The organism is Shimia sp. SK013 (assembly GCF_001292625.1).
Taxonomy (GTDB): domain Bacteria; phylum Pseudomonadota; class Alphaproteobacteria; order Rhodobacterales; family Rhodobacteraceae; genus Shimia.
This window is the reverse complement of the sequence record NZ_LAJH01000028.1, coordinates 53,717-75,891: the sequence shown is the minus strand read 5'-3', so window position 1 is coordinate 75,891 and position 22,175 is coordinate 53,717. Positions and strand designations below refer to the sequence as shown.

Sequence of the window (22,175 nt, the reverse complement as noted above, 5' to 3'; positions counted from 1 at the left end):
GGGCAAGTCCCGCCCTTGCCTCAACCGCTACGCAGGCTCATATAGGGCGCAAGACAATGAGGAATGTTTTATGTCAGACGATCAATTTCCCGGTTGGCACGGCACAACAATCATGGGCGTCAAAAAGGACGGCGTGGTTGTGATTGCCGGTGACGGTCAGGTCTCACTGGGTCAAACCGTGATCAAGGGCAGTGCCCGCAAGGTGCGCCGCCTCTCGCCTGGTGGCTATGACGTGGTCTCTGGATTTGCCGGCTCCACCGCTGATGCTTTTACCCTTTTGGAGCGTCTTGAAGCCAAGCTTGAAGCAACGCCGGGCCAATTGGCCCGCGCTTCGGTAGAGTTGGCCAAGGACTGGCGCACCGACAAATATCTGCAAAAGCTCGAAGCGATGTTGATCGTGTCTGACGGTGAAGACATCTTTGTCATCACCGGCGCCGGCGACGTTCTGGAACCCGAACATGACGTGACCGCAATTGGCTCGGGCGGCAATTACGCGCTGGCCGCAGGCCGCGCCCTGATGGACACCGATCTTTCCGCCGAAGAGGTCGCACGCAAAGCCATGGCAATCGCCAGCGATATTTGCGTTTACACCAACGGCAACCTAACTGTGGAAACGATCAAGAAATGACTGAAATGAACTACACCCGTTTGGGCAACTCCGGCCTCGTGGTTTCCCGCGTTTTGCTGGGCACGATGACGTTTACGCATGGCTCCGATTGGATCCCCGGCGTTGCAAAAGTTGGTCAAAGTGACGCGCAGAACATGGTTGATCTTGCCTTGGATCGTGGCGTGAACTTTTTTGACTCTGCCGACGATTACACTGGTGGCGAGGCCGAGGACATCCTCGGCAAAACCCTCAAGGGCAAACGTGAGCAGGCGGTAATCTGCACCAAATTTGGGTTCCGCCAGTCTGATCGGCTGGGCAACGCGGGCCTGTCGCGCAACCACATCATTTCCTCAGTCGAAGGCAGCCTGCGGCGCCTTGGCACCGAGTGGATCGACCTTCTTGTGTTGCACAAAACCGATTTCACCACTCCGATGGAAGAAACTCTGCGCACACTGCAAACGTTGATTGATGCAGGCAAAGTTCGCTACATCGGCGTGTCCAATTGGCCAGCATGGCAACTTGCCCGCGCGATCCAATTCCAACGGGACAATGGCATGCAACAATTCATTGCCGGCCAATATCTCTACAACGCCGTCGGCCGCGACATCGAAGTTGACGTTCTAAGACTTGGCAAAGAAATGGGCGTCGGGCTGATGGCATGGTCGCCTTTGTCGGGGGGGCTGTTGTCTGGAAAATACGACCCGGCTGATCTTGAAAAGGGCGAGGGTCGTCTGGCCGAAGGCGATTTCCTGCAAGTGCCGCCACAACAGGCGGGCGCCGCTTTAACTGCGATGAACGCCGCCGCTGAAACGCACAACGCGTCCACCGCACAAATTGCGCAGGCCTGGATCTTGAACAAGCGCCGCGATCACACGGTGATCCTAGGCGCCTCCAAAATCAGCCAACTTGAAACCGGCATCGCCGCAGCCAATATCTCCCTCTCCGAGGCAGAAATGGCCGCAATTGATGCCGCTGCCGCCCCCGCCCGTCGTTATCCGGAATGGTTTGACGACATGATGACCGACGAACAATTCACAAAGGCCCTGTCGTGACCGATCTGACCCCCCGCGAAATCGTTTCCGAACTCGACCGTTTCATCATCGGCCAAAGTGATGCCAAGCGCGCCGTAGCCGTTGCCCTTCGCAACCGCTGGCGGCGCAAGCAACTGTCCGATGATCTGCGTGACGAGGTGTACCCCAAGAACATCCTGATGATCGGCCCCACCGGCGTCGGCAAAACCGAAATCAGTCGCCGCTTGGCAAAATTGGCGCGCGCGCCCTTTATCAAGGTCGAGGCGACCAAATTCACCGAAGTTGGCTATGTTGGCCGCGACGTTGAACAGATCATCCGCGATTTGATGGACGCCGCCATTTTGCAGACCCGCGAAAACATGCGCGAAGACGTGAAAGCCAAGGCACACCTTGCCGCAGAAGAACGTGTGATCGAGGCCATTGCGGGCAAAGACGCCCGTGAAGGCACGCGCGAAATGTTCCGCAAAAAACTCAAGACCGGCGAGCTGGATGACACCGTGATTGATCTGGAATTGGCCGACACATCCAATCCGATGGGTGGCATGTTCGACATCCCCGGTCAGCCCAGCGGCCAAATGGGCATGATGAACCTCGGCGATATTTTTGGCAAAGCGATGGGTGGGCGCACCACGCGCAAATCCCTGACTGTGGCCGAAAGCTACGAAGTGCTGATATCCGATGAGGCCGACAAACTTTTGGACGACGAAACCGTCAACCGCGCGGCGCTGGAAGCCGTTGAGCAGAACGGCATCGTGTTCTTGGACGAAATCGACAAAGTTTGTGCCCGTCAAGAAGCCCGCGGCGGGGATGTATCCCGCGAAGGCGTACAGCGCGACTTGCTTCCGTTGATCGAAGGCACCACCGTTTCGACCAAATACGGGGCCGTGAAAACCGACCATATCCTGTTTATCGCATCCGGCGCTTTCCACATCGCAAAGCCTTCGGATCTTCTGCCCGAGTTGCAAGGTCGTCTGCCGATCCGTGTTGAACTGCGCGCCTTGACCGAGGACGACTTTGTGCGAATTTTGACGGAAACCGACAACGCGCTGACCCGCCAATACACCGCATTGATGGGCACCGAAGAAGTCACAGTAGCTTTTACCGATGACGGCATTCACGCGCTGGCCCGCATCGCGGCTGAGGTCAACCAATCGGTCGAAAACATCGGCGCGCGACGTCTTTACACTGTTATGGAACGCGTGTTCGAAGATCTGAGCTTTACTGCACCAGACCAATCCGGCCTTGAGGTTACTGTTGACGCTGCATTTGTCGACAAACACCTCGGTAGCCTCGCGAAATCAACCGACGTCAGCCGCTACGTGCTTTGACGACGCGGCTGGTCTCCACCAGCATTTGGCGGCATAGTCCCGGCGAACACCATCGCCGGGGCTTTTTTGTGCGCGCTCTTTTCTTTTTTTTTCTGATAGCCACTCTCAGCGCATGCGGAGCGGTGGTCTATACGCCAATCTACCCCGAGGCCATGGCGTCTCCAGCAAAAACGAACGTCTATATCGCCACAAATCGAGGGACAAACGAGGCCGGCTTTTTTGACCGGACACGCGGCGACTCGTCGGTATACCTACGCGCAACGATAAGCCTTCCATCCGACCGAAAACCCGGAGAAGCACCACAGCTCAGCAACAAACCCGATTTCGAACAGCACTATGTACTCGCGGATCAGCACAATTTCGACACCGTAGACGCGTTTTCTCGAGAAATCAGGGACATCGCCCACAAGCGACCTGCCGCCCAAGACGAAGTCGTTATCTTTGTGCACGGGTTTTATAACACGCATGCGAATGCCCTTTTTCGCTCAGCTCAAATCAAACAGGATTTCGCAATTCCCGGGCCACTGGTGACGTTCAGCTGGCCAAGCGCAGGGCGGGCGCTGGCGTATAACTACGACAACGAAAGTGTGCTTTATGCGCGCGACGATCTGGAAACGCTTCTGCTGTCTCTGGGCAAGCACGGACCGGACCAAATAACTCTGATCGGTCACTCGCGGGGCTCGCTTTTAATCACCGAAACGCTGCGCCAGATAGAAATTCAAAAACCGGGTTGGTCGCACCGCCACTTGGACAGTGTGCTTCTGATCGCGCCGGATATGCCCGTCGAGGTCTTCCACCGCAGTGTTGCCAGATATCAATCTTTACCACAGCCGTTTTTTTTGATGACAACAAGCGAAGACCGCGCGCTGCGCCTGTCCAGCCGCATCAACGGGACCGATCTACGTCTCGGTCAGATCACGGATCCAGCCCAGCTTGGCGGTCTGCCCGTCAGTTTGATTGACGTCTCTAATTTTGCACTGTCAGACAGCAACAATCACAATCTATTCGCAGAATCTCCGGCCTTGATCTCTCTGCTTCGAGATCAGAAATCTGCGGAAAGTCTCATTGATAGTCTGGAAACACCGGGGCTGAACACGTTGACAAAAACCGTGCAGGTCATCGGCGACACCATGGCTATCGAGCTCTTTCCCACCGATGACCCAGGACCGCTATGACTGACACGTTGGCATTTCTGCGCCAGAATCTGCGCTGGCTTATACCTGGAATGCTTTTGACGTTTCTGTCCTGCTTTGGACAAACGTTTTTCATTTCACTCTTCGCAGGCGAAATTCGCGCGGCCTATGACCTAAGCCACAGCGCTTGGGGAAATATTTACGCCACCGGCACGCTGGCCTCCGCGGTTTTGATGGTCTGGGCAGGCGTTTTGACCGACCATTTTCGCGTACGCTCTTTGGGGGCAGTGGTCCTCGCGTTGTTGATCGCGGCCTGCCTCGCGATGGCGGGCGCGCATGCGGCGTGGACCTTGCCATTTGTGATCTTCGCCCTTCGTTTTTCGGGGCAAGGCATGCTCAGCCACATCGCAGTTGTCGCCATGGCCCGCTGGTTTGTCGCCACTCGCGGCCGCGCATTGGCCATTGCTGGACTAGGCTTTTCTTTTGGCGAGGCCATCCTCCCCATCGCCGTGGTTTCCGTGCTCAGCGCCGAGACATGGCGCAGCATCTGGATCATTGCGGCCTGTGTTGTGTTTGCAGGCATTCCAACTCTGATTTGGTTGCTAAATCAGGAACGCACTCCAAAATCCATGGCGGCCTCCCAACACGTCGCGGGCATGGGTGGCCTTCACTGGACCCGTCGAGCAGCGCTGTCACACGGGTTGTTCTGGGTGATGGTTCCGGCGCTGATAGGCCCCTCGGCCTTTAACACTGCCTTTTTCTTTCAACAGGTGCCTTTTGCTGAGATCAAAGGCTGGCAACACTTTGAGTTGGTCGCCTTTTTTCCTGTTTTCACGCTGACGGGCATCCTCGCGATGCTGGTGGCGGGCTGGGCGATTGATCGATTTGGCACTGCCAAATTGCTGCCGTGGTTCCAATTGCCATTGGTTGCGGCATTTGTTCTGTTCTCTGTTGCCAACTCGGTCCTTGGCGTTTTCTTCGGCTTGATATTGATGGGCCTCACTGCCGGTGCCAACGGGCCGCTGGTATCCGCGTTTTGGGCCGAGTTTTACGGCACACGCCACATTGGCGCGATCAAATCCGCCGCCGCCGCCGTCATGGTGCTTGGGTCCGCCATTGGTCCGGCCATCACAGGCACTCTAATCGATCTTGGCGTGGGGTTAGAGCAGCAATATATCGGCGTTGCCCTATACTTTTTGATTGTCTGCGCGATTGTCGGTGCCGGAATGGCCCGCTATGCGGCAACAATCGCTCCTCGCACCTAGTGGCGGCGTAAATAGACGTAGTAAGCGCCGCTGCCTCCGTGGCTTTGATGGGCTTCTGCCACTTGCAACACGCAGCCAGCCAGCGGCGGTAACGACAACCATTGAGGCACTTGATGTTTCAGGACACCCCGTCGGGTCGGAATGGGGTTGTCGTCAAACTTGCTTTTACCTTTGCCTGTGATCACCAGGACCAGCCGCTTGCCCTCTGAATGCGACCGCATCACGAAACCGGTCAAAGCGCCATGCGCCTGCTGCGCGGTCAGACCGTGTAAATCAATCTTGCCTTCAGGCTTCAACTTGCCACGCTTAAGCCGACCGAACGCCTTCTTGTCCATCTGGACCGGCTGTTTGGCGATCCGCTCAGAAATTGACGGCATCAAATCATGCGTGCGGCTCGGTCTGCTTGATTTGGCGCCAATTTCGAACGACCCGATGCGCGACGCATTCGCCTTTTCCACTACGGGCTTTGACTTGGACACTTCAATACTGCGCGCTTCGGGCAAAAGCCGCTCCGCTGAGCTGGCCACTTTGCGCCACAGCTGCATTTCTTCTTCCGTCAGACGCCGGCGTTTCACAGGATCGACTCCGGCAACATCGCGTAGGCGCGTTGAATGGGCAGAAACACCACCATCCGCCCCGGATCCTTCAACCGTCCTGCGGCCTTACCTGCCAGATCGCCCGTGCCAAAAAAGATATCGGCCCGCTGCGCACCTTTGATCGCAGACCCGGTGTCCTGCGCAATCATCAACCGACGCAAAGGATTTTCCCCGTCTTTCTCGACCCATACGGGCGCACCCAGCGGCGTAAACTTCGGGTCAACCGCCACCGTCCGCATCGTAGTGATCGAGCGGTTCATCGCCCCAAGCGGACCTTTGTCCGCAGCCACGCGACTGACTTCCCGGAAAAACACAAATGAGTCGTTGTGACGCAATAGTTCGGCACCGGCGACCGGATTGCGCCGCACCCAGTTTTTGATCACCTCAGCGCTCACCTGATGACGGTTGTAAATTCCGCGCCGCACCATTTCGGCGCCGATCGAGCGATAATTGCGCCCGTTGGACCCGCCATAGCCGACCCGCACCGTCGACCCATCCGACATACGGATACGGCCAGATCCCTGAATTTGCAGAAAAAACAGCTCAACCGAGTCGTCCACCCAAGCAATTTCCAAGCCCCGCCCTGCCAACGCACCGCTGGTTTCAATCTCACGGCGTGTCATCCACGGCCCGGCGCCGCGCACTTCGGGCGGCATACGATAGACAGGAAACCGGTATTGTCCGTAAGGGCTGCGCGCGCCTGTTAACTCCGGCTCAAAGTATCCGGTAAAAAGCGGATCAGCGCCGTCTTCAATCAAAACAGGTCGAAACAACAATTCGAAAAATTTGCGCGCACTACCGATGCCGCGCGCTGCTGAACAGACGCTTTGCCAATCTGGCGCGTCAAAGTCACCACAGGTATTCAAAAAAACCTGTCGGGCGGCCTCATGGTCTTCCTGAGCCCACCCGTTCAGATCGTCATACGATAATATTTGCAGCGATGTCTCAGACACCGCGCCTCCTCCCGCCATCACAAGGACAGCGGTGAGTGCTGCCCGAATGCTCTGGATCATTCGCCCGTGGCAACAAGCTGCCAGTTGGGATCATCCGACCCCATGACGCGCGAAAAAGTCCAAATGTCTTTTTGGCGCTTTACCTGGTCCTCGTTGCCTTCCACGATGTCTCCGGCACGGTCGCGGACAACCGACGTCAATTCACCGATAAATTTTACGGAAATCTCACCCTCGCGGGTTTCTTCGTCAAAACTTGCGGATTTGAGCGCCAATTCGCGCACGCCGACAAATTCAGCTTCCACGCTCAAACCCTGAGCCTCGCGCCCGTCAACGACCTGCGCAAAGCTCTCGTATACGTCTTTGCTCAGGAACGGCAGAATAGACGCCATGTCCCCGCGTTCAAATGCCATTAGGATCATTTCATAGGCGCCCCGTGCGCCTTGCAAAAAGTCGTTCACACCAAAGTCTGGTTCCAAAGACTTCATTTTTGCCAACGATATAGCGGATTCACCACCTTCTTCGGCATGATCCAGAATGTCCTGATCCGGACCGCCTTCGATAACTTCAAGGGCAGGTCCGCCCCGTTGCGGTGCAGCGGCGGCTTCGCGCGGCGGCTCAAACCCCTCGCGGGTACCCAAAACGTTACGCAAACGCAGGATCAGAAACACGGCGATACCGGCTAGAACCAAAAGACTGAAAAGGGGTGAGTTCATAGGAACCTCGTGAAGGGCATTTAAACAGAGCTGATTGCGACTTATGTATGTCACGCGACGGGTCAAGTCCACCTTGGCCAAGTAACGTTTGGAGTAAAGCAGACATGTGGCTTTTATTGGCCTTTGTAACGGTTCCGTTAATCGAGATAGCCCTTTTCATCAATGTGGGTGGTGCAATTGGTCTTTGGCCGACGCTTGCAATCGTTTTGGCGACCGCTTTTTTGGGCACCTGGCTGGTGCGTACGCAGGGTTTGATGGCAATCGGCAACCTTCAAAGGTCCTTCGCCGAACTTAACGATCCGACCGAGCCATTGGCGCATGGCGCGATGATCCTAATTTCGGGCGCAATGTTAATGATGCCGGGCTTTTTTACAGATGCCATTGGCTTCTCGCTTTTGGTCCCAGCCATTCGATCCGGTGTTTTTCACTACCTGCGCCGTCGGGTCACGGTGACCAGCTTCTCCATGGGCGGCTCCCAAACCACCTATAACACTCGGACTCACGCCGGGGAGGACGTCATCGACGGCGAATTTTCGGAAGTCGATTCGCCAAGCGATCCCTCTGGAGATTCACCCCGCAATCCGTCCCTGCCGCCCTCAGGCTGGACAAAGCATTGAGGCAGCGGGTCTGACCTGATAAGCAGCCTTCAAAACCTTATTTCTATGGAGTTCCAAATGTCCGAAAACGGCACCGAAGCCACTCAGGCGCCACAGATCAAAATGAATGTTCTGACCCAATTCGTGCGCGATATGTCGTTCGAAAACATCCTTGCGCAAAAGGGGGCCTCAGGCAACGCTCAGCCTGACGTGCAGGTACAGGTTAATCTGGACGCCAAAAAGCGGACCGCAGATCACCAGTACGAAGTGGCGATCAAGCTCAACATCACCTCCAAGAACAAAGAAGATGACAGCGAAATGTTCATCCTCGAGCTGGATTACGCTGGCGTGTTCCACGTCGAAGGTGTGCCGGAAGACCAACTGCACCCGTTCCTGCTCATCGAATGCCCGCGTATCCTGTTCCCGTTTGTTCGCCGCATCGTGTCGGACGTGACACGCGACGGTGGCTTCCCGCCGCTGAACCTCGACAACATCGATTTTGTGGCGCTTTACCGCCAGGAAATTGCACGCCGCTCAGCCGAGCAGCCGACGGTCAACTAATTGATTTGGCGCCGCTCTTTTGGGGTGGCGCCTATCACATCTTGGACCAAAGCGCTTCCTCGCCCATCTTTTTCACAAATTCCCTGTGCGCGGCCTCTTCTTCCGCGGTCAGCCTTGTCGCCAGCTTCTGCGGACGCGGGGCAGGGCGCCAATCACCCTCCGCATCACCGCCCTTTGACGTATTCCCAGGTCCAGATGCCAGCACCAGATCGGGTTGGCGGCCGCCAATAAGTTCAAGATAGACCTCCGCCAGAATTTCAGAGTCCAACAGCGCGCCGTGCAACGTCCGCGCAGAATTGTTAATGCCAAAGCGACGACACAAGGCATCCAGAGACGCAGGAGATCCGGGAAATTTGGTTCGGGCAATTTCCAACGTATCCAAAGCACGGGCCATCGGAATTTGCGGAAGATTCAGCCAGCTCAACTCAGCGTTCAAGAATTTCATATCAAATTTGGCATTGTGGATCACTAGCCGGCTGTCATTGCCGATGAAATCCAAAAACTTCTGACCAAATGCAGAAAACAGCGGCTTGTCTTTCAGCGTGACCTCGCCGGCCTCTGCAGCCCTAGGAACAGCCAACAAATCCGGACCAATCCCGTGCACGCCAAACGCCTCTTCCGGCATGCCACGCTCAGGGTTGATATAGACGTGAAACGTCTCGCCCGTGGGCAAATGATTATAAAGCTCTAGCGCCCCGATCTCGACAATCCGGTCACCTGAAAACGGATCAAATCCAGTGGTTTCCGTATCCAGTACGATCTCACGCATCTGCCAATTGTCCCCTGATTGTCTGTACAATCTTCTCCACTTGCGCCCGCGCATGGTCAAGCGTGTCCGTCAAAACAACATAGTCAGACTTTGCGACCTTGTCCTCATTCGGCATCTGTTTGGCGTGAATTTGCTCAAATTGCGCCTCACTCATCGTGCCACGTGCCATAACCCGTTTTCGCTGTAGTTCCGCTGGAATAGAGACGCATACAACAGCGTCCATTGCCGCGTTTCCGCCTGTTTCAAACAAAATGGGAATGTCAAAAACCAGAATGTCACTTTCTGATTTTGCCACGAAATCTCTCCGATCCTCGGCGACAAGAGGATGCACTATGGCCTCAATCTTTGCCAAAAGGCTCGCATCCATTTGAATCGCTTCGCGCAACTGATCACGGGAAATCGCCCCATCCACAATGGCGGCGGGACAAATTTCGGCCATCGGCGCGACCGCAGCACCCCCTTTGGCATAAAGCCGATGCACTGCCGCATCCGCATCCCAAAGCGCACATCCCAGATCGACAAACATCTGTGCCGTCGTCGACTTTCCCATGCCGATCGATCCAGTTAGCCCCAACCTAAAACTCATGCCAAAACCGCTCGGCGCGCGGTCAAATTCACTGTTGGCCGCTGCCCAAACCAGCGCTCAAACCCCGGAACGGCCTGATGCAACAACATGCCAAGTCCGTCGACTGTCTGACATCCTTTTGCCGAGGCAACCTCCAACAACGGCGTGCGCATCGGTGTATACACAAGATCCGTCACCAAAGTTTCCGCCCGAAGCCCGTCCAGTGGCACCCGTAATTCTGCCTTGCCGGCCATACCAAGCGACGTGGTGTTCACCAACGTGTGCGCCTCTTCAATGATATTACCGGCTTGCACCCACTCCACCACCTTCACCCGTGCGCCAAAATCTTCGCGCAGCTTGTCGCTGCGCACGCGCGTGCGGTTAGTCAACAAGATCTCCGGCACGCCTGCATCTAACAAAGACGCCACAACTGCGCGCGCCGCGCCGCCAGCGCCAAGCACGACTGCGGGGCCAACTTTTGGGTCCCAATCCGGCGCGTTCTGTCTTAGATTTTCAATGAAGCCGTAGCCGTCCGTGTTGTCGCCAAGAATGGTTCCATCTTCGCGAAATATCAGTGTATTCACCGCGCCGATCAATGTCGCGCGATCGGTGATCTGGTCGACAAACTGCATCACGCGCTCTTTGTGCGGAATCGTGACGTTACATCCAACAAATCCCATCTTCGGCATCGAAGTTAGCACATCCCCGAGATCACCTGCCTTCACTTCCAGTGGAATATAATGTCCTGGCAAGCCCAGTTCACGCAGCCAATGACCATGCAATGTTGGTGATTTCGAATGGGCAATCGGATCGCCAATCACCCCGGCGAGGGGAATAGAAGGCAGTGTCATGTTTCAAGGTCTCCCCGCAGTGTCAGATAGGACAGTATTTCAACAAGCGGCATCCCGAGAACCGTAAAATAGTCCCCATCGATCTTTTCAAACAATCGCACGCCTTCTTCCTCAAGTTTGTAGCCACCAACCGAGTGGCGAATACTGTCCCAGTTACGTGCAAGGTAAGCGTCCAGATAAGCATCGCTAAACTTGCGCATAAAAAGCCGAACCGTCCCGACAAACCGCCAGACCGGCTCTCCATTTTCATAAAGAACGGCTGCAGAATGCAACATGTGCCGCTGTCCACGAAGCTGCGTTAACTGCGCACGGGCGTGATCCGCATCGATTGGCTTGGACAAGACCGCACCTTGAAAATCCAGCACCTGATCACAGCCAAGCACCAGTGCGCCCGGGGTCTTAACACTGATCTTGCGGGCTTTGGATTCGGCCAATGCATCTGCAATGTCACGTGGCGGTGCGCCTTCTGCTTCCAGAGATCGACGGATCATATCTTCATCAACACGACCGGGGTTAATGTCAAAAACGACCTTCGCATTTCGCAAGAGCTGCGCCCGAATAGCGGACCCCGATGCCAGAACAAGGGTGGTAGTCATGTGGAAAACTCCGTGGACAGATCGCCATGAGATAGCAGGACTCTTTCTGGAAAGACTTGACCAAATTTGCAAGCTGTGGATTTTCCATCCGTCCCAAGAAGATTTTCAGGGACTCCCACACAGAGGATGAGGATAACTTGAACTTTGAGGAAAGTCTGGGTTTCTCAAATTCGTCCGCAGAGTTATCCCCAAAATTCCTTCTGGAGTATACCAGTTAAGTAATTGACATTGTTACTTTTTTTTCATGTCATCCCAGCATGTGAAAAACTAATGGACTGATTGTCCCGACGTGGATAACTCCTTGGGTATCCCAATAATCCACAGAAAATCACCTCCCTAAATAATCATCATCCTTTTCTATATTTCTTTATTTATTTAGAGAGGGGCAAAGCGATCTGGGAGAACGAACCCATGGTATATTTTCTAACCGACATCTATCCATACGTGCTTTCTCTTCACATCATGGCTGTGATTTCATGGATGGCAGGATTGTTTTACCTGCCCCGCTTGTTTGTCTATCACGTGGAACGCGCTGAAACGGGTGACAATCTCGACGAAACCCTGAAGATCATGGAGTACAAACTTCAACGCTACATCATGGGGCCTGCTGGCATTGTTGCTTGGGTTGCAGGTCTGGTGCTTGTCTTCACACCAGGCATCGTGGACTGGTCCGCGGTCTGGCCTTACACCAAAGCAATCTGCGTCATCGCTATGACCGGGTTTGATCATTGGTTGATGCAAATGCGCAAGAAGTTTGAGCGTGGCGAAAACACTCTTACGGGCCGGCAATATCGCATGATGAACGAAGTGCCGACGCTCTTGATGGTTGTGATTGTTCTGTCTGTAGTCGTGAAATTCTAACGTGAATTGACTCAGACCGAGTCAGCGCTTAGATATCTGCCCAACTGGCCCGTCCGGGCTATGTGTCTTCCATATACAAAAATGACGACCCGCCCACGTGTAGGCGGGCACAGGATATTTTCATGACACAAGAAAAGCTCGCTCTTGGCGATCTGAAGGCAAAAAGCCCAAAAGATCTTTTGGCGATGGCTGAAGAGCTCGAAATCGAAAACGCCTCTACGATGCGTAAGGGCGAAATAATGTTCCAAATTCTGCGCGAACGCGCGGATGATGGCTGGGAAATCGCTGGCGACGGTGTGCTCGAAGTGCTGCAGGACGGCTTTGGCTTCTTGCGGTCTCCTGAGGCAAACTATCTTCCGGGCCCGGATGACATCTACGTTTCACCTGAAATGATCCGTCAGCTCTCTCTGCGCACCGGGGACACTATCTCCGGCGGAATGAAGGCTCCTGAGGACACAGAGCGCTATTTTGCCCTCACAGGCGTCTCTCAGATCAACTTTGAGGCCCCAGAGAAGGCAAAACACAAAATCGCCTTTGACAACCTCACGCCGCTCTATCCGGATGAACGTCTGAAGATGGAGATTGAAGATCCTACCATCAAAGACAAATCCGCCCGTGTGATCGATCTCGTCGCCCCGATCGGCAAAGGTCAGCGGTCCTTGATTGTTGCGCCACCACGGACCGGTAAAACCGTGATCTTGCAGAATATCGCGCATTCGATCGAGGCCAACCACCCAGAATGCTACCTGATCGTGTTGTTGATCGACGAACGTCCTGAAGAAGTCACCGACATGCAGCGCTCGGTAAAAGGCGAGGTGATCTCCTCGACCTTTGACGAACCTGCAACCCGCCACGTTGCTGTGTCCGAAATGGTGATCGAAAAAGCCAAGCGGCTCGTTGAGCATAAACGAGATGTTGTGATTCTTCTCGATTCGATCACAAGACTTGGCCGTGCGTTCAACACTGTAGTCCCATCTTCGGGCAAAGTTCTGACCGGTGGTGTGGACGCAAACGCCCTACAACGCCCCAAACGTTTCTTTGGTGCGGCCCGTAACATCGAGGAAGGTGGCTCGCTCACCATCATTTCCACCGCGCTGATCGACACCGGATCGCGTATGGACGAAGTCATCTTCGAAGAATTCAAAGGCACGGGTAACTCGGAGCTGGTTCTGGACCGCAAAGTTGCGGACAAACGCGTCTTCCCTGCGATCGACATTCTCAAATCTGGAACACGGAAAGAGGAATTGCTCGTCGACAAGGGCGATCTGGCCAAAACCTTTGTTTTGCGTCGTATCCTCAACCCGATGGGCACCACAGATGCCGTGGAATTCTTGCTTGGGAAACTCCGGCAAACCAAATCCAACGGCGATTTCTTTGATTCGATGAACACCTAAAGGATGCGTGATGGCCTACGTGGCTGACACAATTTTCGCCTTAGCAACGGCCCCCGGTAAAGCGGGGGTCGCTGTCGTTCGTGTGTCCGGTTCTCGGGCAGCTGACACGGGTAGGGCGCTTTTCGGGCGTTTGCCAGAACCTCGACTCGCTGCGCTAAAGCTGTTGAAAGATCGAGACGGACGTCGCCTGGATCAGGCCCTCGTTCTCTATTTTCCCGAGAAGAACAGCTTCACCGGTGAGGAAGTTCTGGAGCTGCACTTGCACGGATCCACCGCCGTGGTGAATGCGGTCTTGCGTGAGTTGTCTGAAATGGACGGTCTGCGGTTGGCTGAGGCAGGAGAATTCACCCGCCGCGCTTTGGAAAATGGATGCTTGGATCTTGCCCAGGTCGAAGGTCTTGCGGATTTAATCGACGCCGAGACCGAGGCACAGCGGCGTCAGGCCCTCCGTGTGCTTTCGGGCGATCTTGGCAATCTTGCGGGCATGTGGCGTACGGATCTCATCCGCGCTGCAGCGTTGATTGAAGCCACGATTGATTTCGCCGACGAGGATGTGCCCGTTGACGTAACGCCCGAAGTGACAGGTCTTCTGGCTGGTGTGCGGGCTGAGCTTGATCGCGAAATCGCGGGCGTGGATTCGGCTGAACGTATTCGCACCGGTTTCGAGGTTGCGATTCTTGGTGCGCCCAACGTCGGAAAATCCACCTTGCTAAATGCACTTGCCGGGCGTGAGGCGGCAATCACATCGGAATACGCCGGAACCACGCGCGATGTGATCGAAGTGCGAATGGAATTGAACGGCCTGCCGGTGACCCTTTTGGACACGGCTGGTCTGCGCGAAACAGATGATCACGTCGAAAGCATCGGTATTGAGCGCGCACGCCGGCGCGCTGAGACCGCGGATTTGCGGGTTTTTCTTGTTGACGGCGATACGATTCCTGACTTTGCGCCGCTGGAAAATGATGTGGTGCGCGTCGCCAAGGCCGACACGCTTTCCGATGCTCAAAACGCTATTTCCGGGAAAACCGGGCTTGGCGTCGGCGGATTGGTTGCGGAGATCACAGAGAAGCTGTCGGTTCAGGCCGGCCGCTCTGGCGTCGCCACGCGCGAACGCCACCGTATCGCTATGAAGCGTGCCTCTGAGTCATTGAATGCGGCGCGCGCCGTTCTCGAATTGGGTCCTGACCGCTATGATGTAGGGGCAGAAGAGTTGCGTACGGCGATTCGAGCTCTTGATTCCATTGTCGGCCACGTCGATGTAGAGAACCTGTTGGATGAAATCTTCTTGAGCTTTTGCATAGGCAAATAGCCCGGGAACTTGGGAGTGTTTCACGTGAAACATTTTGACGTCATTGTTGTCGGAGGCGGACACGCCGGTGCAGATGCTGCCGCGGCCTCCGCGCGTATGGGCGCCTCCACTGCGCTTGTGACTTTGAAAAAGTCCGGCATTGGCGTGATGTCTTGCAACCCTGCCATTGGGGGGCTTGGAAAAGGCCACCTTGTACGCGAAGTGGATGCACTTGACGGGCTTATGGGTCGCATCGCTGACAAGGCGGGCATTCAATTCCGTCTTCTCAACCGCCGCAAAGGTCCAGCGGTGCAGGGGCCGCGCGCGCAATCGGATCGCAAAATCTATCGCACAGAGATGCTGGCAGAGATCGAAGCAACGCCGAACCTGACCATAATCGAAGGGGAAGTTACCGACTTTCTTATGGACGGACGCGCTGTTCGCGGTGCTGTTCTGGCGGATGGGTCATCGATTTCGGCTCACGGCGTTGTACTCACAACAGGCACCTTTCTTCGCGGCATTATCCATATTGGCGATGTTTCTCGCTCCGGTGGGCGCATGGGGGATGACGCTTCGGTTAAGCTGGCGGAACGCATCGACAGCTTTGGTTTGCCTCTTGGCCGCTTGAAAACAGGGACGCCTCCGCGTTTGAGTGGCAAGACCATCAAGTGGGATTTGTTGGACAGTCAACCCGGTGACGAGGACCCTGTGATGTTCTCTTTTCTGAACAAAGCGCCTCAGGCGCGTCAGGTTGCGTGTGGGATTACACATACAAACGCGAAAACCCACGACATCATTCGGGAAAACCTTGCGCGCTCCGCTATGTATGGCGGGCACATTGACGGCGTTGGCCCACGGTATTGTCCGTCGATCGAAGACAAGGTTGTGCGCTTTGCCGACAAAGAATCCCATCAAGTATTTCTGGAACCAGAGGGGCTTGATGACGACACGGTCTATCCGAACGGCATTTCCACGTCGCTGCCGGTTGATGTGCAAGAGGCGTATGTTCGGTCGATCTTTGGGCTGGAAGAGGTTGAAATACTTCAACCCGGATATGCCATTGAATATGACTACGTCGATCCCAGGGCGCTCGATGCTGCTCTAGGGGTAAAAGGCGTGCCGGGCCTTTACCTCGCGGGCCAGATCAACGGGACCACAGGATATGAAGAGGCCGCTGCGCAGGGCTTGGTTGCAGGCCTTAACGCTGCTCTGTCCGCGCAAGGCAAGGAACCACATCACTTCAGCCGCTCCGACAGCTATATCGGGGTGATGGTGGACGATTTGATCACACGCGGTGTGACAGAACCCTATCGCATGTTTACCTCCCGTGCTGAATTCCGACTTTCTCTCCGCGCGGATAATGCGGATCAGCGTTTGACGCCCATCGGTGTAGATCTTGGACTTGTTGGGGATACGAGGCGGCGCATTTTTGGCGAAAAGCAAGAGAAGCTCATTTCTGGTAAGGTTATGCTTCAAAAAGACGCGCGGACTCCGAAAGAGATCAATGCTGCAGGAATATCGGTAAACCAGGACGGAAATCGCCGTACCGCCTTTCAGGTTCTTGCGTTCCCCGAAGTCAAATTTGATGACCTTTTGCCGTTGGATACCAACTTCTCGTCAATTGAGCCTGAGATTGGCACGCAATTGGAACGTGACGCGCTGTACGCAACCTATATCGAGAGGCAGAAGCGCGATGTCGAAGCGATAAAGCGCGATGAAAGCCAAATCATTCCTTCCAGTTTCGATTTTGAAGTCATCGAAGGTCTCTCTAATGAGTTGAAAAGCAAACTCAACGCTGCACGTCCATCCAATTTGGGGCAGGCGGGGCGCCTCGATGGTATGACTCCGGCCGCTCTAACGTTGCTTTCTGCGAAGTTGCGACAGGCCAAGCGAGAAAAATCAGCTTGATGTCGGATGCAGATACAATTCTCGCGGATCTAGATGTTTCACGTGAAACATCAGAGCGCCTTAGAACCCTCGCTGACCTACTCACAAAGTGGAATCCTCGGATCAACCTCGTATCCAAGTCATCCATCGCTGATTTGTGGACCCGCCACATCCTCGACTCAGCTCAAATCTTTCGTCTGGCACCGCCAAACACATCGCATTGGGTTGATATCGGTAGCGGCGGGGGATTTCCGGGGCTGGTTGTCGCCCTGATGATGGAGGAGTCAGGCGCCCCCAAAAGCGTAACCCTGATCGAATCCGATCAACGCAAGTGCGCCTTTCTTAGGACGGTCTTGCGCGAAACCGGAGTTAAAGCCAAGGTTATTACGGCTCGGATAGAACAGGCAGAACCACAAAACGCCTCTATTCTAAGTGCCCGCGCGCTGGCCGACTTGCCCCTATTGTTTGATTTCGCGGAGCGTCACCTGGCGCTGGATGGAACAGCCCTGTTTCCAAAAGGTGCCACTTGGGAAAAAGAGGTCGCTGCCGCAAAGGAATCGTGGTCTTTTCAAGCAGATGTCATTCAAAGTAAAACAGAACCCCAAGCAGTTATTCTGAAGGTCGGAGAGCTCAAACGTGTCTGATCCCACGCGCCCAAAAGGCCCAAAAATCATCGCGATTGCCAATCAAAAGGGCGGCGTTGGCAAGACGACGACAACAATCAACCTCGCATCCGCGCTCGCCGAAGAGGGCTTCAAGGTGCTCTTGGTGGATCTTGACCCACAAGGGAACGCCTCGACGGGCTTGGGTGTCGACGAACGGGAATTCACCACCTACGATTTGCTTCTGGGCGAAGTCGACTTGAACGACATTGTTAAATCAACCGACGTCGACGGCGTTTCGATTGTTCCGGCGACAGTAGACCTGAGCTCAGCCGACATCGAGCTGATGTCCAACGAAAAGCGTAGCTTCCTTCTTCATGACGCGCTGAGACAGACTGCAATCGATCAATACTCCTTCGACTACGTTCTGATTGATTGCCCGCCATCTTTGAACCTTTTGACTGTGAATGCGATGATTGCGGCTCATTCGGTACTTATTCCCCTCCAAAGTGAGTTTTTCGCGCTTGAGGGGTTGTCACAACTCATGTTGACCGTTCGAGAAGTCCGCCAGACGGCAAACCAATCCCTACGTATTGAGGGCGTGGTCCTGACCATGTTTGACGCTCGCAATAACCTTTCTCAACAAGTGGAGCAGGATGCGCGCGACAACCTTGGCGATCTTGTTTTTGACACCAAGATTCCCCGTAATGTGCGCGTCTCTGAAGCGCCGTCTTTCGCACAACCGGTGACCGAGTATGACAGCGCGTCAAAAGGAGCCGAGGCGTATCGGCAATTAGCCAAAGAGCTATTGATCAAACATATGAAAATCGCGGCTTAAGCCCGGAGGCATCGCATGGCAGACAAGAAGAAAACACGCGGTTTGGGCCGGGGTCTGAGCGCCCTAATGGCCGATGTCACCGAAGAGAACGCGCGCAAAAGTCCAGATGGACAGCAAAGGCCCGACATGATCGTGCCAATTGAGCGGATTGAACCCAATCCCGATCAGCCGCGGCGCGATTTCACACCAGATCAATTGGAAGATCTTGCCAATTCAATTCGGGAAAAGGGGATCATTCAGCCCCTGATCGTGCGCAAAAAAGGTGCTACCAAATACGAAATCGTCGCTGGCGAACGTCGCTGGCGTGCTTCGCAGATGGCACAGCTGCACGAATTGCCGGTGGTGGTGCGTGATTATGACGACACAGAAGTGCTTGAGATCGCGATCATTGAGAACATCCAGCGGGCGGACCTCAACCCTGTAGAAGAGGCGATGGGCTATCGCCAGTTGATGGACAAGTTTGGCCACACACAAGAAAGGCTTTCTGAAGCGCTCGGCAAAAGCCGCAGCCACATTGCGAACCTAATGCGGCTGTTGAACCTTCCTGATGACGTCCTTGGTTTCCTGAAATCCGGTGACCTTTCTGCAGGTCACGCGCGCGCATTGGTGACGTCTGACAACGCATCGGAATTGGCCAAGAAAGTCATCAAGGGCGGCTTGTCGGTCCGACAGACCGAAAAAATGGCTAAAAAGCCGGCCTCTCTCGTTGAGCAAAATAGGAAAACTCGCCCAAAGACCCACAAGGACGCCGACACGGTCGCGCTAGAGGGCGATCTTTCGGCAAACTTGGGCTTGAAAGTCAGCGTTGATCACACGGCTGGCGGAGAATCTGGAAAAATTACCGTTTCTTATCAAACGCTTGATGAGCTTGATGAGTTGTGCAGAATTCTGACGGCTAACCGTTAGGCCGGGTCCAGATGAAAAAAAGTACCGCGCTCAAAACCACCATTTGAATGACCAAAACGGTTGTTTTCACACCCATTACAAGCGAAAGTCCAAAAACAGCGACAATAGACAGAGTTGCTGCCCTTTTTGCTTTCGGGCGGATCGCACCGCTGCGATTCCAATCCGAAATCATCGGTCCGAAGGTTTTGTGTGACAAAAGCCAGTGATGAAGCTTTTCGGACGATCGTGCAAAACAGAACGTCGCCAACAACAAGAACGGTACTGTTGGCAACAATGGCAACACAACGCCAATCAGCCCCAGGCCAAGGCTCAGTAGGCCTCCAAAAAGCCAGATGATCCGCATTCACGTCACCAACAGTTCTGCCAACACAGAATTCAATACCATTCGCCCCTTCGGCTTCACGCGCAGTCTGTCATGTTCAATGGAAATCATGCCCAGATCCAGCAGGTTGTCCACGCGGTCGCCTTGCAAAGTTGACCCAGACAGTGCCTCGTGTCTCGACAGGCTGATGCCTTCGCTCAGGCGCAGGCCCATCAATAAGAACTCGGCGGCTTGCTCGTCTTGTGACACACCTTCACGCAGGTTTTCGCCATTTCCTGCCTCCACCGAATCCAGCCACTTTGTTGGGTTGCGCCAGTTCTCAATTGCGAGACGGTTTTCATTCAAGGTTAACCGCGCGTGCGCTCCGGGACCAATTCCAGCATAATCGCCATAGCGCCAGTAAATTTGGTTGTGTCGGGATTCAGAGCCTAATGCCGCGTAATTTGACACCTCATACGGCAACATGCCAGCCTTGGCGCAAATATCTTGGGTGACTTCATACATATCCGCCGCCAAATCGTCTTCGGGTAGCCCGCGCAGTTTTCCACGGTTGTACCGGTCGCCAAAAGCGGTGCCTTGCTCGATTGTGAGTTGGTACAAAGACAGATGGTCAATTGCCATGGACAGGGCTTCGGACAGTTCCAAACGCCAGTCTTCCAGTGTTTGGTCTTGTCGAGCGTAAATCAGATCGAAACTGACTCGGTCAAAGGTTTTTCTAGCAATTTCAAAGGCTTCTTTGGCCTCTTTTACCGAGTGAATGCGGCCCAAACGGTTTAGATCATGGTCATTCAGCGCCTGAATCCCCATCGAAATGCGGTTCACACCACCGTCACGATAGGCCGCGAAACGCCCTGCTTCAACCGACCCGGGGTTTGCCTCAAGTGTGATTTCCATGTCGTTGGATGTGGGCCAAAGTTTACGAACTCGTTCCAAAATGGCCGCAACAACCTCGGGATCCATCAAACTGGGTGTGCCGCCCCCAAAAAAGACCGTATTCAACACACGGCCGGATGTTTCGGCTGCAACACGGTCAAGCTCTGACAAATAGGCTCTAAGCCAGCGGAATTGGTCGATTTCTCGACTTACGTGACTGTTGAAATCGCAATAAGGGCATTTGGCCTGACAAAACGGCCAATGAATATAAAGGCCGAAGCCTCCGTTTTGCCAATCGTCACTCAAAACAGCCTTTCACAAAGGCTTTCACAGCGCGCCCTCGATGACTGATTTTGTTTTTCTCCCAACGATCCATTTCGGCAAATGTCACGTCATACCCTTCAGGCACAAACACGGGGTCATAGCCAAAGCCGTCTTTACCACGCATTGGCCAGACCAAGTTACCCGGCGCGATGCCTTCAAACACCTCGTCGTGCCCTTCCGGCCATGCCAAAACGAGAGTGGACCGGAACTGTGCCAAGCGCGGGTGAGGCGCACTTACGGCCTCAAGCTCATTGTGTGCCCGCGTCATCGCCTGAACAAAGTCCCGACCGTCGCCGGTTTCGGCCCAATCAGCGGTGTACACACCTGGCGCGCCGCCAAGCGCATCAATTGTGATCCCGCTGTCGTCAGACAGGGCAGGGAGGCCCGTGGCCTTGGCCGCCGCATGGGCTTTGATGCGCGCGTTTCCGATAAACGTGTCTTCGGTTTCTTCAGGCTCCGGCAGATTCATTTCCGCCGCGCCCACCACCGCCACGCCGAATGGCTCAAGCAGGTGGATCATCTCCTCCAGCTTGCCCTTGTTATGGGTCGCCATTAGCAGCCTTTTATCGGAAAACTTACGCGTCATGCAGACACCGCGGCCTCTTGCGCAGCGACCAGCTCGGCCACACCTTTTTCAGCCAAATCAAGTAGTTGGTTCATTTGATCACGGGAGTATGTGGATCCCTCAGCGCTCATCTGTGTCTCGATCATCTGACCGTTTGCCAGCATGATAAAGTTGCCATCTACGCCAGCTTCGCTGTCTTCCGGATAGTCCAGATCAAGCACAGGCTGACCGGCATAAATGCCACAAGACACCGCGGCCACTGGTGAAATCAGCGGGTCGGTGATCACATCACCGGCTTTCATCAACTTGTTCACTGCCAGACGCAGCGCAACCCAGCCGCCGGTGATTGACGCGCAGCGCGTGCCACCATCGGCCTGAATGACGTCGCAATCTACTGTGATCTGGCGCTCACCCAAAGCCACACGATCCACACCAGCCCGCAATGACCGGCCGATCAACCGTTGAATTTCTACGGTACGACCACCTTGTTTTCCCGCGGCGGCTTCACGGCGCATCCGCGACGATGTCGAGCGTGGCAGCATGCCGTATTCAGCGGTTACCCAACCAAGGCCGGAGCCTTTGATAAATGGCGGAACGCGCGCTTCAAGCGAAGCAGTACACAACACATGAGTGTCGCCCATCTTGATCAAACATGAGCCTTCGGCATGTTTGGTCACATTGGTTTCAATCGACACTTCGCGCATTTCGTTAAGCTGACGGCCAGAGGGACGCATGGGCAAATTTCCTTTTT

At 54.8% G+C, this 22,175-nt stretch carries 25 protein-coding genes; 14 read left to right on the top strand and 11 right to left on the bottom strand.

The genetic code is table 11. The annotated features are described in order from the left end of the window. The first annotated feature begins 70 nt into the window (after nt 1-70). The 5 genes from hslV to SHIM_RS18750 all read left to right on the top strand — a co-directional run bounded on the left by hslV (nt 71) and on the right by SHIM_RS18750 (nt 5,364). Nucleotides 71-628: an ATP-dependent protease subunit HslV gene (gene hslV, locus SHIM_RS18770; RefSeq protein WP_054004228.1), complete on the top strand. Its 558-nt coding sequence runs from the start codon at nt 71-73 to the stop codon at nt 626-628. Further along, entirely contained in the window at nt 625-1,659 is a 1,035-nt protein-coding gene (locus SHIM_RS18765) for an aldo/keto reductase (protein ID WP_054004227.1), read from the top strand. Before hslV ends, SHIM_RS18765 begins: the two co-directional genes overlap by 4 nt. Further along, complete coding sequence (gene hslU, locus SHIM_RS18760) at nt 1,656-2,966, top strand: ATP-dependent protease ATPase subunit HslU (protein ID WP_054004226.1); 1,311 nt, start codon at nt 1,656-1,658, stop codon at nt 2,964-2,966. Before SHIM_RS18765 ends, hslU begins: the two co-directional genes overlap by 4 nt. Before the next feature lie 122 nt (nt 2,967-3,088). Further along, nucleotides 3,089-4,141 carry an alpha/beta hydrolase gene (locus SHIM_RS18755; protein WP_193749968.1) on the top strand — a complete coding sequence of 351 codons (1,053 nt, stop codon included), beginning with the start codon at nt 3,089-3,091 and terminating at the stop codon, nt 4,139-4,141. After that, nucleotides 4,138-5,364 carry an MFS transporter gene (locus SHIM_RS18750; RefSeq protein WP_054004224.1) on the top strand — a complete coding sequence of 409 codons (1,227 nt, stop codon included), beginning with the start codon at nt 4,138-4,140 and terminating at the stop codon, nt 5,362-5,364. Before SHIM_RS18755 ends, SHIM_RS18750 begins: the two co-directional genes overlap by 4 nt. Here the strand turns inward: SHIM_RS18750 and SHIM_RS18745 are convergent. Genes SHIM_RS18745 through SHIM_RS18735 form a run of 3 tightly spaced genes read right to left on the bottom strand, consistent with a single transcriptional unit; the run spans nt 5,361 to nt 7,626 of the window. Next, the gene (locus tag SHIM_RS18745) at nt 5,361-5,939 is read right to left on the bottom strand and encodes a Smr/MutS family protein (RefSeq protein WP_054004223.1); all 579 of its coding nucleotides are present in this window, start codon (nt 5,937-5,939) and stop codon (nt 5,361-5,363) included. The genes SHIM_RS18750 and SHIM_RS18745 overlap by 4 nt on opposite strands. After that, nucleotides 5,936-6,973, bottom strand: coding sequence for a murein transglycosylase A (gene mltA, locus SHIM_RS18740; RefSeq protein WP_054004222.1), 1,038 nt, complete (start codon nt 6,971-6,973; stop codon nt 5,936-5,938). Before mltA ends, SHIM_RS18745 begins: the two co-directional genes overlap by 4 nt. Further along, nucleotides 6,970-7,626 carry a Tim44/TimA family putative adaptor protein gene (locus SHIM_RS18735; protein ID WP_054004221.1) on the bottom strand — a complete coding sequence of 219 codons (657 nt, stop codon included), beginning with the start codon at nt 7,624-7,626 and terminating at the stop codon, nt 6,970-6,972. Before SHIM_RS18735 ends, mltA begins: the two co-directional genes overlap by 4 nt. Nucleotides 7,627-7,730: 104 nt before the next feature. On the opposite strand from SHIM_RS18735, the gene SHIM_RS18730 reads away from it, so the two are divergent. Both SHIM_RS18730 and secB read left to right on the top strand, forming a co-directional pair. Next, nucleotides 7,731-8,243: an FxsA family protein gene (locus SHIM_RS18730; protein WP_054004220.1), complete on the top strand. Its 513-nt coding sequence runs from the start codon at nt 7,731-7,733 to the stop codon at nt 8,241-8,243. 57 nt (nt 8,244-8,300) lie between these two features. Continuing rightward, complete coding sequence (secB, locus tag SHIM_RS18725) at nt 8,301-8,783, top strand: protein-export chaperone SecB (RefSeq protein ID WP_054004432.1); 483 nt, start codon at nt 8,301-8,303, stop codon at nt 8,781-8,783. A 34-nt stretch (nt 8,784-8,817) separates the two neighbouring features. On the opposite strand, the gene dnaQ is transcribed toward secB, so the two are convergent. Genes dnaQ through SHIM_RS18705 form a run of 4 tightly spaced genes read right to left on the bottom strand, consistent with a single transcriptional unit; the run spans nt 8,818 to nt 11,564 of the window. After that, entirely contained in the window at nt 8,818-9,552 is a 735-nt protein-coding gene (gene dnaQ, locus SHIM_RS18720; RefSeq protein ID WP_054004219.1) for a DNA polymerase III subunit epsilon, read from the bottom strand. Continuing rightward, on the bottom strand, nt 9,545-10,138 hold the full coding sequence (gene coaE, locus SHIM_RS18715; protein WP_054004218.1) for a dephospho-CoA kinase: 594 nt from the start codon (nt 10,136-10,138) through the stop codon (nt 9,545-9,547). Before coaE ends, dnaQ begins: the two co-directional genes overlap by 8 nt. After that, nucleotides 10,135-10,968 (bottom strand): shikimate dehydrogenase, encoded by an 834-nt coding sequence (locus tag SHIM_RS18710; RefSeq protein WP_054004217.1) that lies wholly within the window; start codon nt 10,966-10,968, stop codon nt 10,135-10,137. The genes coaE and SHIM_RS18710 overlap by 4 nt, the downstream gene beginning before the upstream one ends. Beyond that, nucleotides 10,965-11,564, bottom strand: coding sequence for a Maf family protein (locus SHIM_RS18705; protein WP_054004216.1), 600 nt, complete (start codon nt 11,562-11,564; stop codon nt 10,965-10,967). Before SHIM_RS18705 ends, SHIM_RS18710 begins: the two co-directional genes overlap by 4 nt. Nucleotides 11,565-11,975: 411 nt before the next feature. Here SHIM_RS18705 and SHIM_RS18700 point away from each other — a divergent pair, with 411 nt between their 5' ends. The 7 genes from SHIM_RS18700 to SHIM_RS18670 all read left to right on the top strand — a co-directional run bounded on the left by SHIM_RS18700 (nt 11,976) and on the right by SHIM_RS18670 (nt 19,340). Further along, nucleotides 11,976-12,425: a CopD family protein gene (locus SHIM_RS18700; protein WP_054004215.1), complete on the top strand. Its 450-nt coding sequence runs from the start codon at nt 11,976-11,978 to the stop codon at nt 12,423-12,425. A gap of 122 nt (nt 12,426-12,547) precedes the next feature. Further along, nucleotides 12,548-13,819, top strand: coding sequence for a transcription termination factor Rho (gene rho, locus SHIM_RS18695; RefSeq protein ID WP_054004214.1), 1,272 nt, complete (start codon nt 12,548-12,550; stop codon nt 13,817-13,819). Between the two features lie 10 nt (nt 13,820-13,829). Further along, nucleotides 13,830-15,128, top strand: coding sequence for a tRNA uridine-5-carboxymethylaminomethyl(34) synthesis GTPase MnmE (gene mnmE, locus SHIM_RS18690; protein ID WP_054004213.1), 1,299 nt, complete (start codon nt 13,830-13,832; stop codon nt 15,126-15,128). A gap of 24 nt (nt 15,129-15,152) precedes the next feature. Further along, nucleotides 15,153-17,015, top strand: a complete 1,863-nt coding sequence (gene mnmG, locus SHIM_RS18685) for a tRNA uridine-5-carboxymethylaminomethyl(34) synthesis enzyme MnmG (protein WP_054004431.1) — start codon at nt 15,153-15,155, stop codon at nt 17,013-17,015. Then, entirely contained in the window at nt 17,015-17,638 is a 624-nt protein-coding gene (gene rsmG, locus SHIM_RS18680) for a 16S rRNA (guanine(527)-N(7))-methyltransferase RsmG (RefSeq protein ID WP_054004212.1), read from the top strand. The genes mnmG and rsmG overlap by 1 nt, the downstream gene beginning before the upstream one ends. Beyond that, nucleotides 17,631-18,434 (top strand): ParA family protein, encoded by an 804-nt coding sequence (locus tag SHIM_RS18675; protein ID WP_054004211.1) that lies wholly within the window; start codon nt 17,631-17,633, stop codon nt 18,432-18,434. Before rsmG ends, SHIM_RS18675 begins: the two co-directional genes overlap by 8 nt. A gap of 15 nt (nt 18,435-18,449) precedes the next feature. Continuing rightward, nucleotides 18,450-19,340: a ParB/RepB/Spo0J family partition protein gene (locus tag SHIM_RS18670; protein ID WP_054004210.1), complete on the top strand. Its 891-nt coding sequence runs from the start codon at nt 18,450-18,452 to the stop codon at nt 19,338-19,340. On the opposite strand, the gene SHIM_RS18665 is transcribed toward SHIM_RS18670, so the two are convergent. The 4 genes from SHIM_RS18665 to rph are packed head-to-tail and all read right to left on the bottom strand — an operon-like array spanning nt 19,330 to nt 22,158. Beyond that, complete coding sequence (locus tag SHIM_RS18665) at nt 19,330-19,683, bottom strand: YbaN family protein (RefSeq protein ID WP_054004209.1); 354 nt, start codon at nt 19,681-19,683, stop codon at nt 19,330-19,332. The two genes, SHIM_RS18670 and SHIM_RS18665, sit on opposite strands and share 11 nt — an antisense overlap. Next, nucleotides 19,684-20,841: a radical SAM family heme chaperone HemW gene (gene hemW / locus SHIM_RS18660; protein WP_054004208.1), complete on the bottom strand. Its 1,158-nt coding sequence runs from the start codon at nt 20,839-20,841 to the stop codon at nt 19,684-19,686. After that, entirely contained in the window at nt 20,834-21,445 is a 612-nt protein-coding gene (rdgB, locus tag SHIM_RS18655; RefSeq protein ID WP_054004207.1) for an RdgB/HAM1 family non-canonical purine NTP pyrophosphatase, read from the bottom strand. Before rdgB ends, hemW begins: the two co-directional genes overlap by 8 nt. Continuing rightward, entirely contained in the window at nt 21,442-22,158 is a 717-nt protein-coding gene (gene rph / locus SHIM_RS18650; protein ID WP_054004206.1) for a ribonuclease PH, read from the bottom strand. Before rph ends, rdgB begins: the two co-directional genes overlap by 4 nt. Nucleotides 22,159-22,175 lie beyond the last annotated feature (17 nt).

Excerpts from the sequence above, each read along its gene's own strand:
- hslV (WP_054004228.1), top strand. The coding sequence starts at position 71 with ATGTCAGACGATCAATTTCCCGGTTGGCACGGCACAACAATCATGGGC.
- SHIM_RS18765 (WP_054004227.1), top strand. The coding sequence starts at position 625 with ATGACTGAAATGAACTACACCCGTTTGGGCAACTCCGGCCTCGTGGTT.
- SHIM_RS18750 (WP_054004224.1), top strand. The coding sequence starts at position 4,138 with ATGACTGACACGTTGGCATTTCTGCGCCAGAATCTGCGCTGGCTTATA.
- mltA (WP_054004222.1), bottom strand. The coding sequence starts at position 6,973 with ATGATCCAGAGCATTCGGGCAGCACTCACCGCTGTCCTTGTGATGGCG.
- SHIM_RS18735 (WP_054004221.1), bottom strand. The coding sequence starts at position 7,626 with ATGAACTCACCCCTTTTCAGTCTTTTGGTTCTAGCCGGTATCGCCGTG.
- SHIM_RS18730 (WP_054004220.1), top strand. The coding sequence starts at position 7,731 with ATGTGGCTTTTATTGGCCTTTGTAACGGTTCCGTTAATCGAGATAGCC.
- secB (WP_054004432.1), top strand. The coding sequence starts at position 8,301 with ATGTCCGAAAACGGCACCGAAGCCACTCAGGCGCCACAGATCAAAATG.
- dnaQ (WP_054004219.1), bottom strand. The coding sequence starts at position 9,552 with ATGCGTGAGATCGTACTGGATACGGAAACCACTGGATTTGATCCGTTT.
- coaE (WP_054004218.1), bottom strand. The coding sequence starts at position 10,138 with ATGAGTTTTAGGTTGGGGCTAACTGGATCGATCGGCATGGGAAAGTCG.
- SHIM_RS18710 (WP_054004217.1), bottom strand. The coding sequence starts at position 10,968 with ATGACACTGCCTTCTATTCCCCTCGCCGGGGTGATTGGCGATCCGATT.
- SHIM_RS18705 (WP_054004216.1), bottom strand. The coding sequence starts at position 11,564 with ATGACTACCACCCTTGTTCTGGCATCGGGGTCCGCTATTCGGGCGCAG.
- SHIM_RS18700 (WP_054004215.1), top strand. The coding sequence starts at position 11,976 with ATGGTATATTTTCTAACCGACATCTATCCATACGTGCTTTCTCTTCAC.
- rho (WP_054004214.1), top strand. The coding sequence starts at position 12,548 with ATGACACAAGAAAAGCTCGCTCTTGGCGATCTGAAGGCAAAAAGCCCA.
- mnmE (WP_054004213.1), top strand. The coding sequence starts at position 13,830 with ATGGCCTACGTGGCTGACACAATTTTCGCCTTAGCAACGGCCCCCGGT.
- rsmG (WP_054004212.1), top strand. The coding sequence starts at position 17,015 with ATGTCGGATGCAGATACAATTCTCGCGGATCTAGATGTTTCACGTGAA.
- SHIM_RS18670 (WP_054004210.1), top strand. The coding sequence starts at position 18,450 with ATGGCAGACAAGAAGAAAACACGCGGTTTGGGCCGGGGTCTGAGCGCC.
- SHIM_RS18665 (WP_054004209.1), bottom strand. The coding sequence starts at position 19,683 with ATGCGGATCATCTGGCTTTTTGGAGGCCTACTGAGCCTTGGCCTGGGG.
- rdgB (WP_054004207.1), bottom strand. The coding sequence starts at position 21,445 with ATGACGCGTAAGTTTTCCGATAAAAGGCTGCTAATGGCGACCCATAAC.
- rph (WP_054004206.1), bottom strand. The coding sequence starts at position 22,158 with ATGCGTCCCTCTGGCCGTCAGCTTAACGAAATGCGCGAAGTGTCGATT.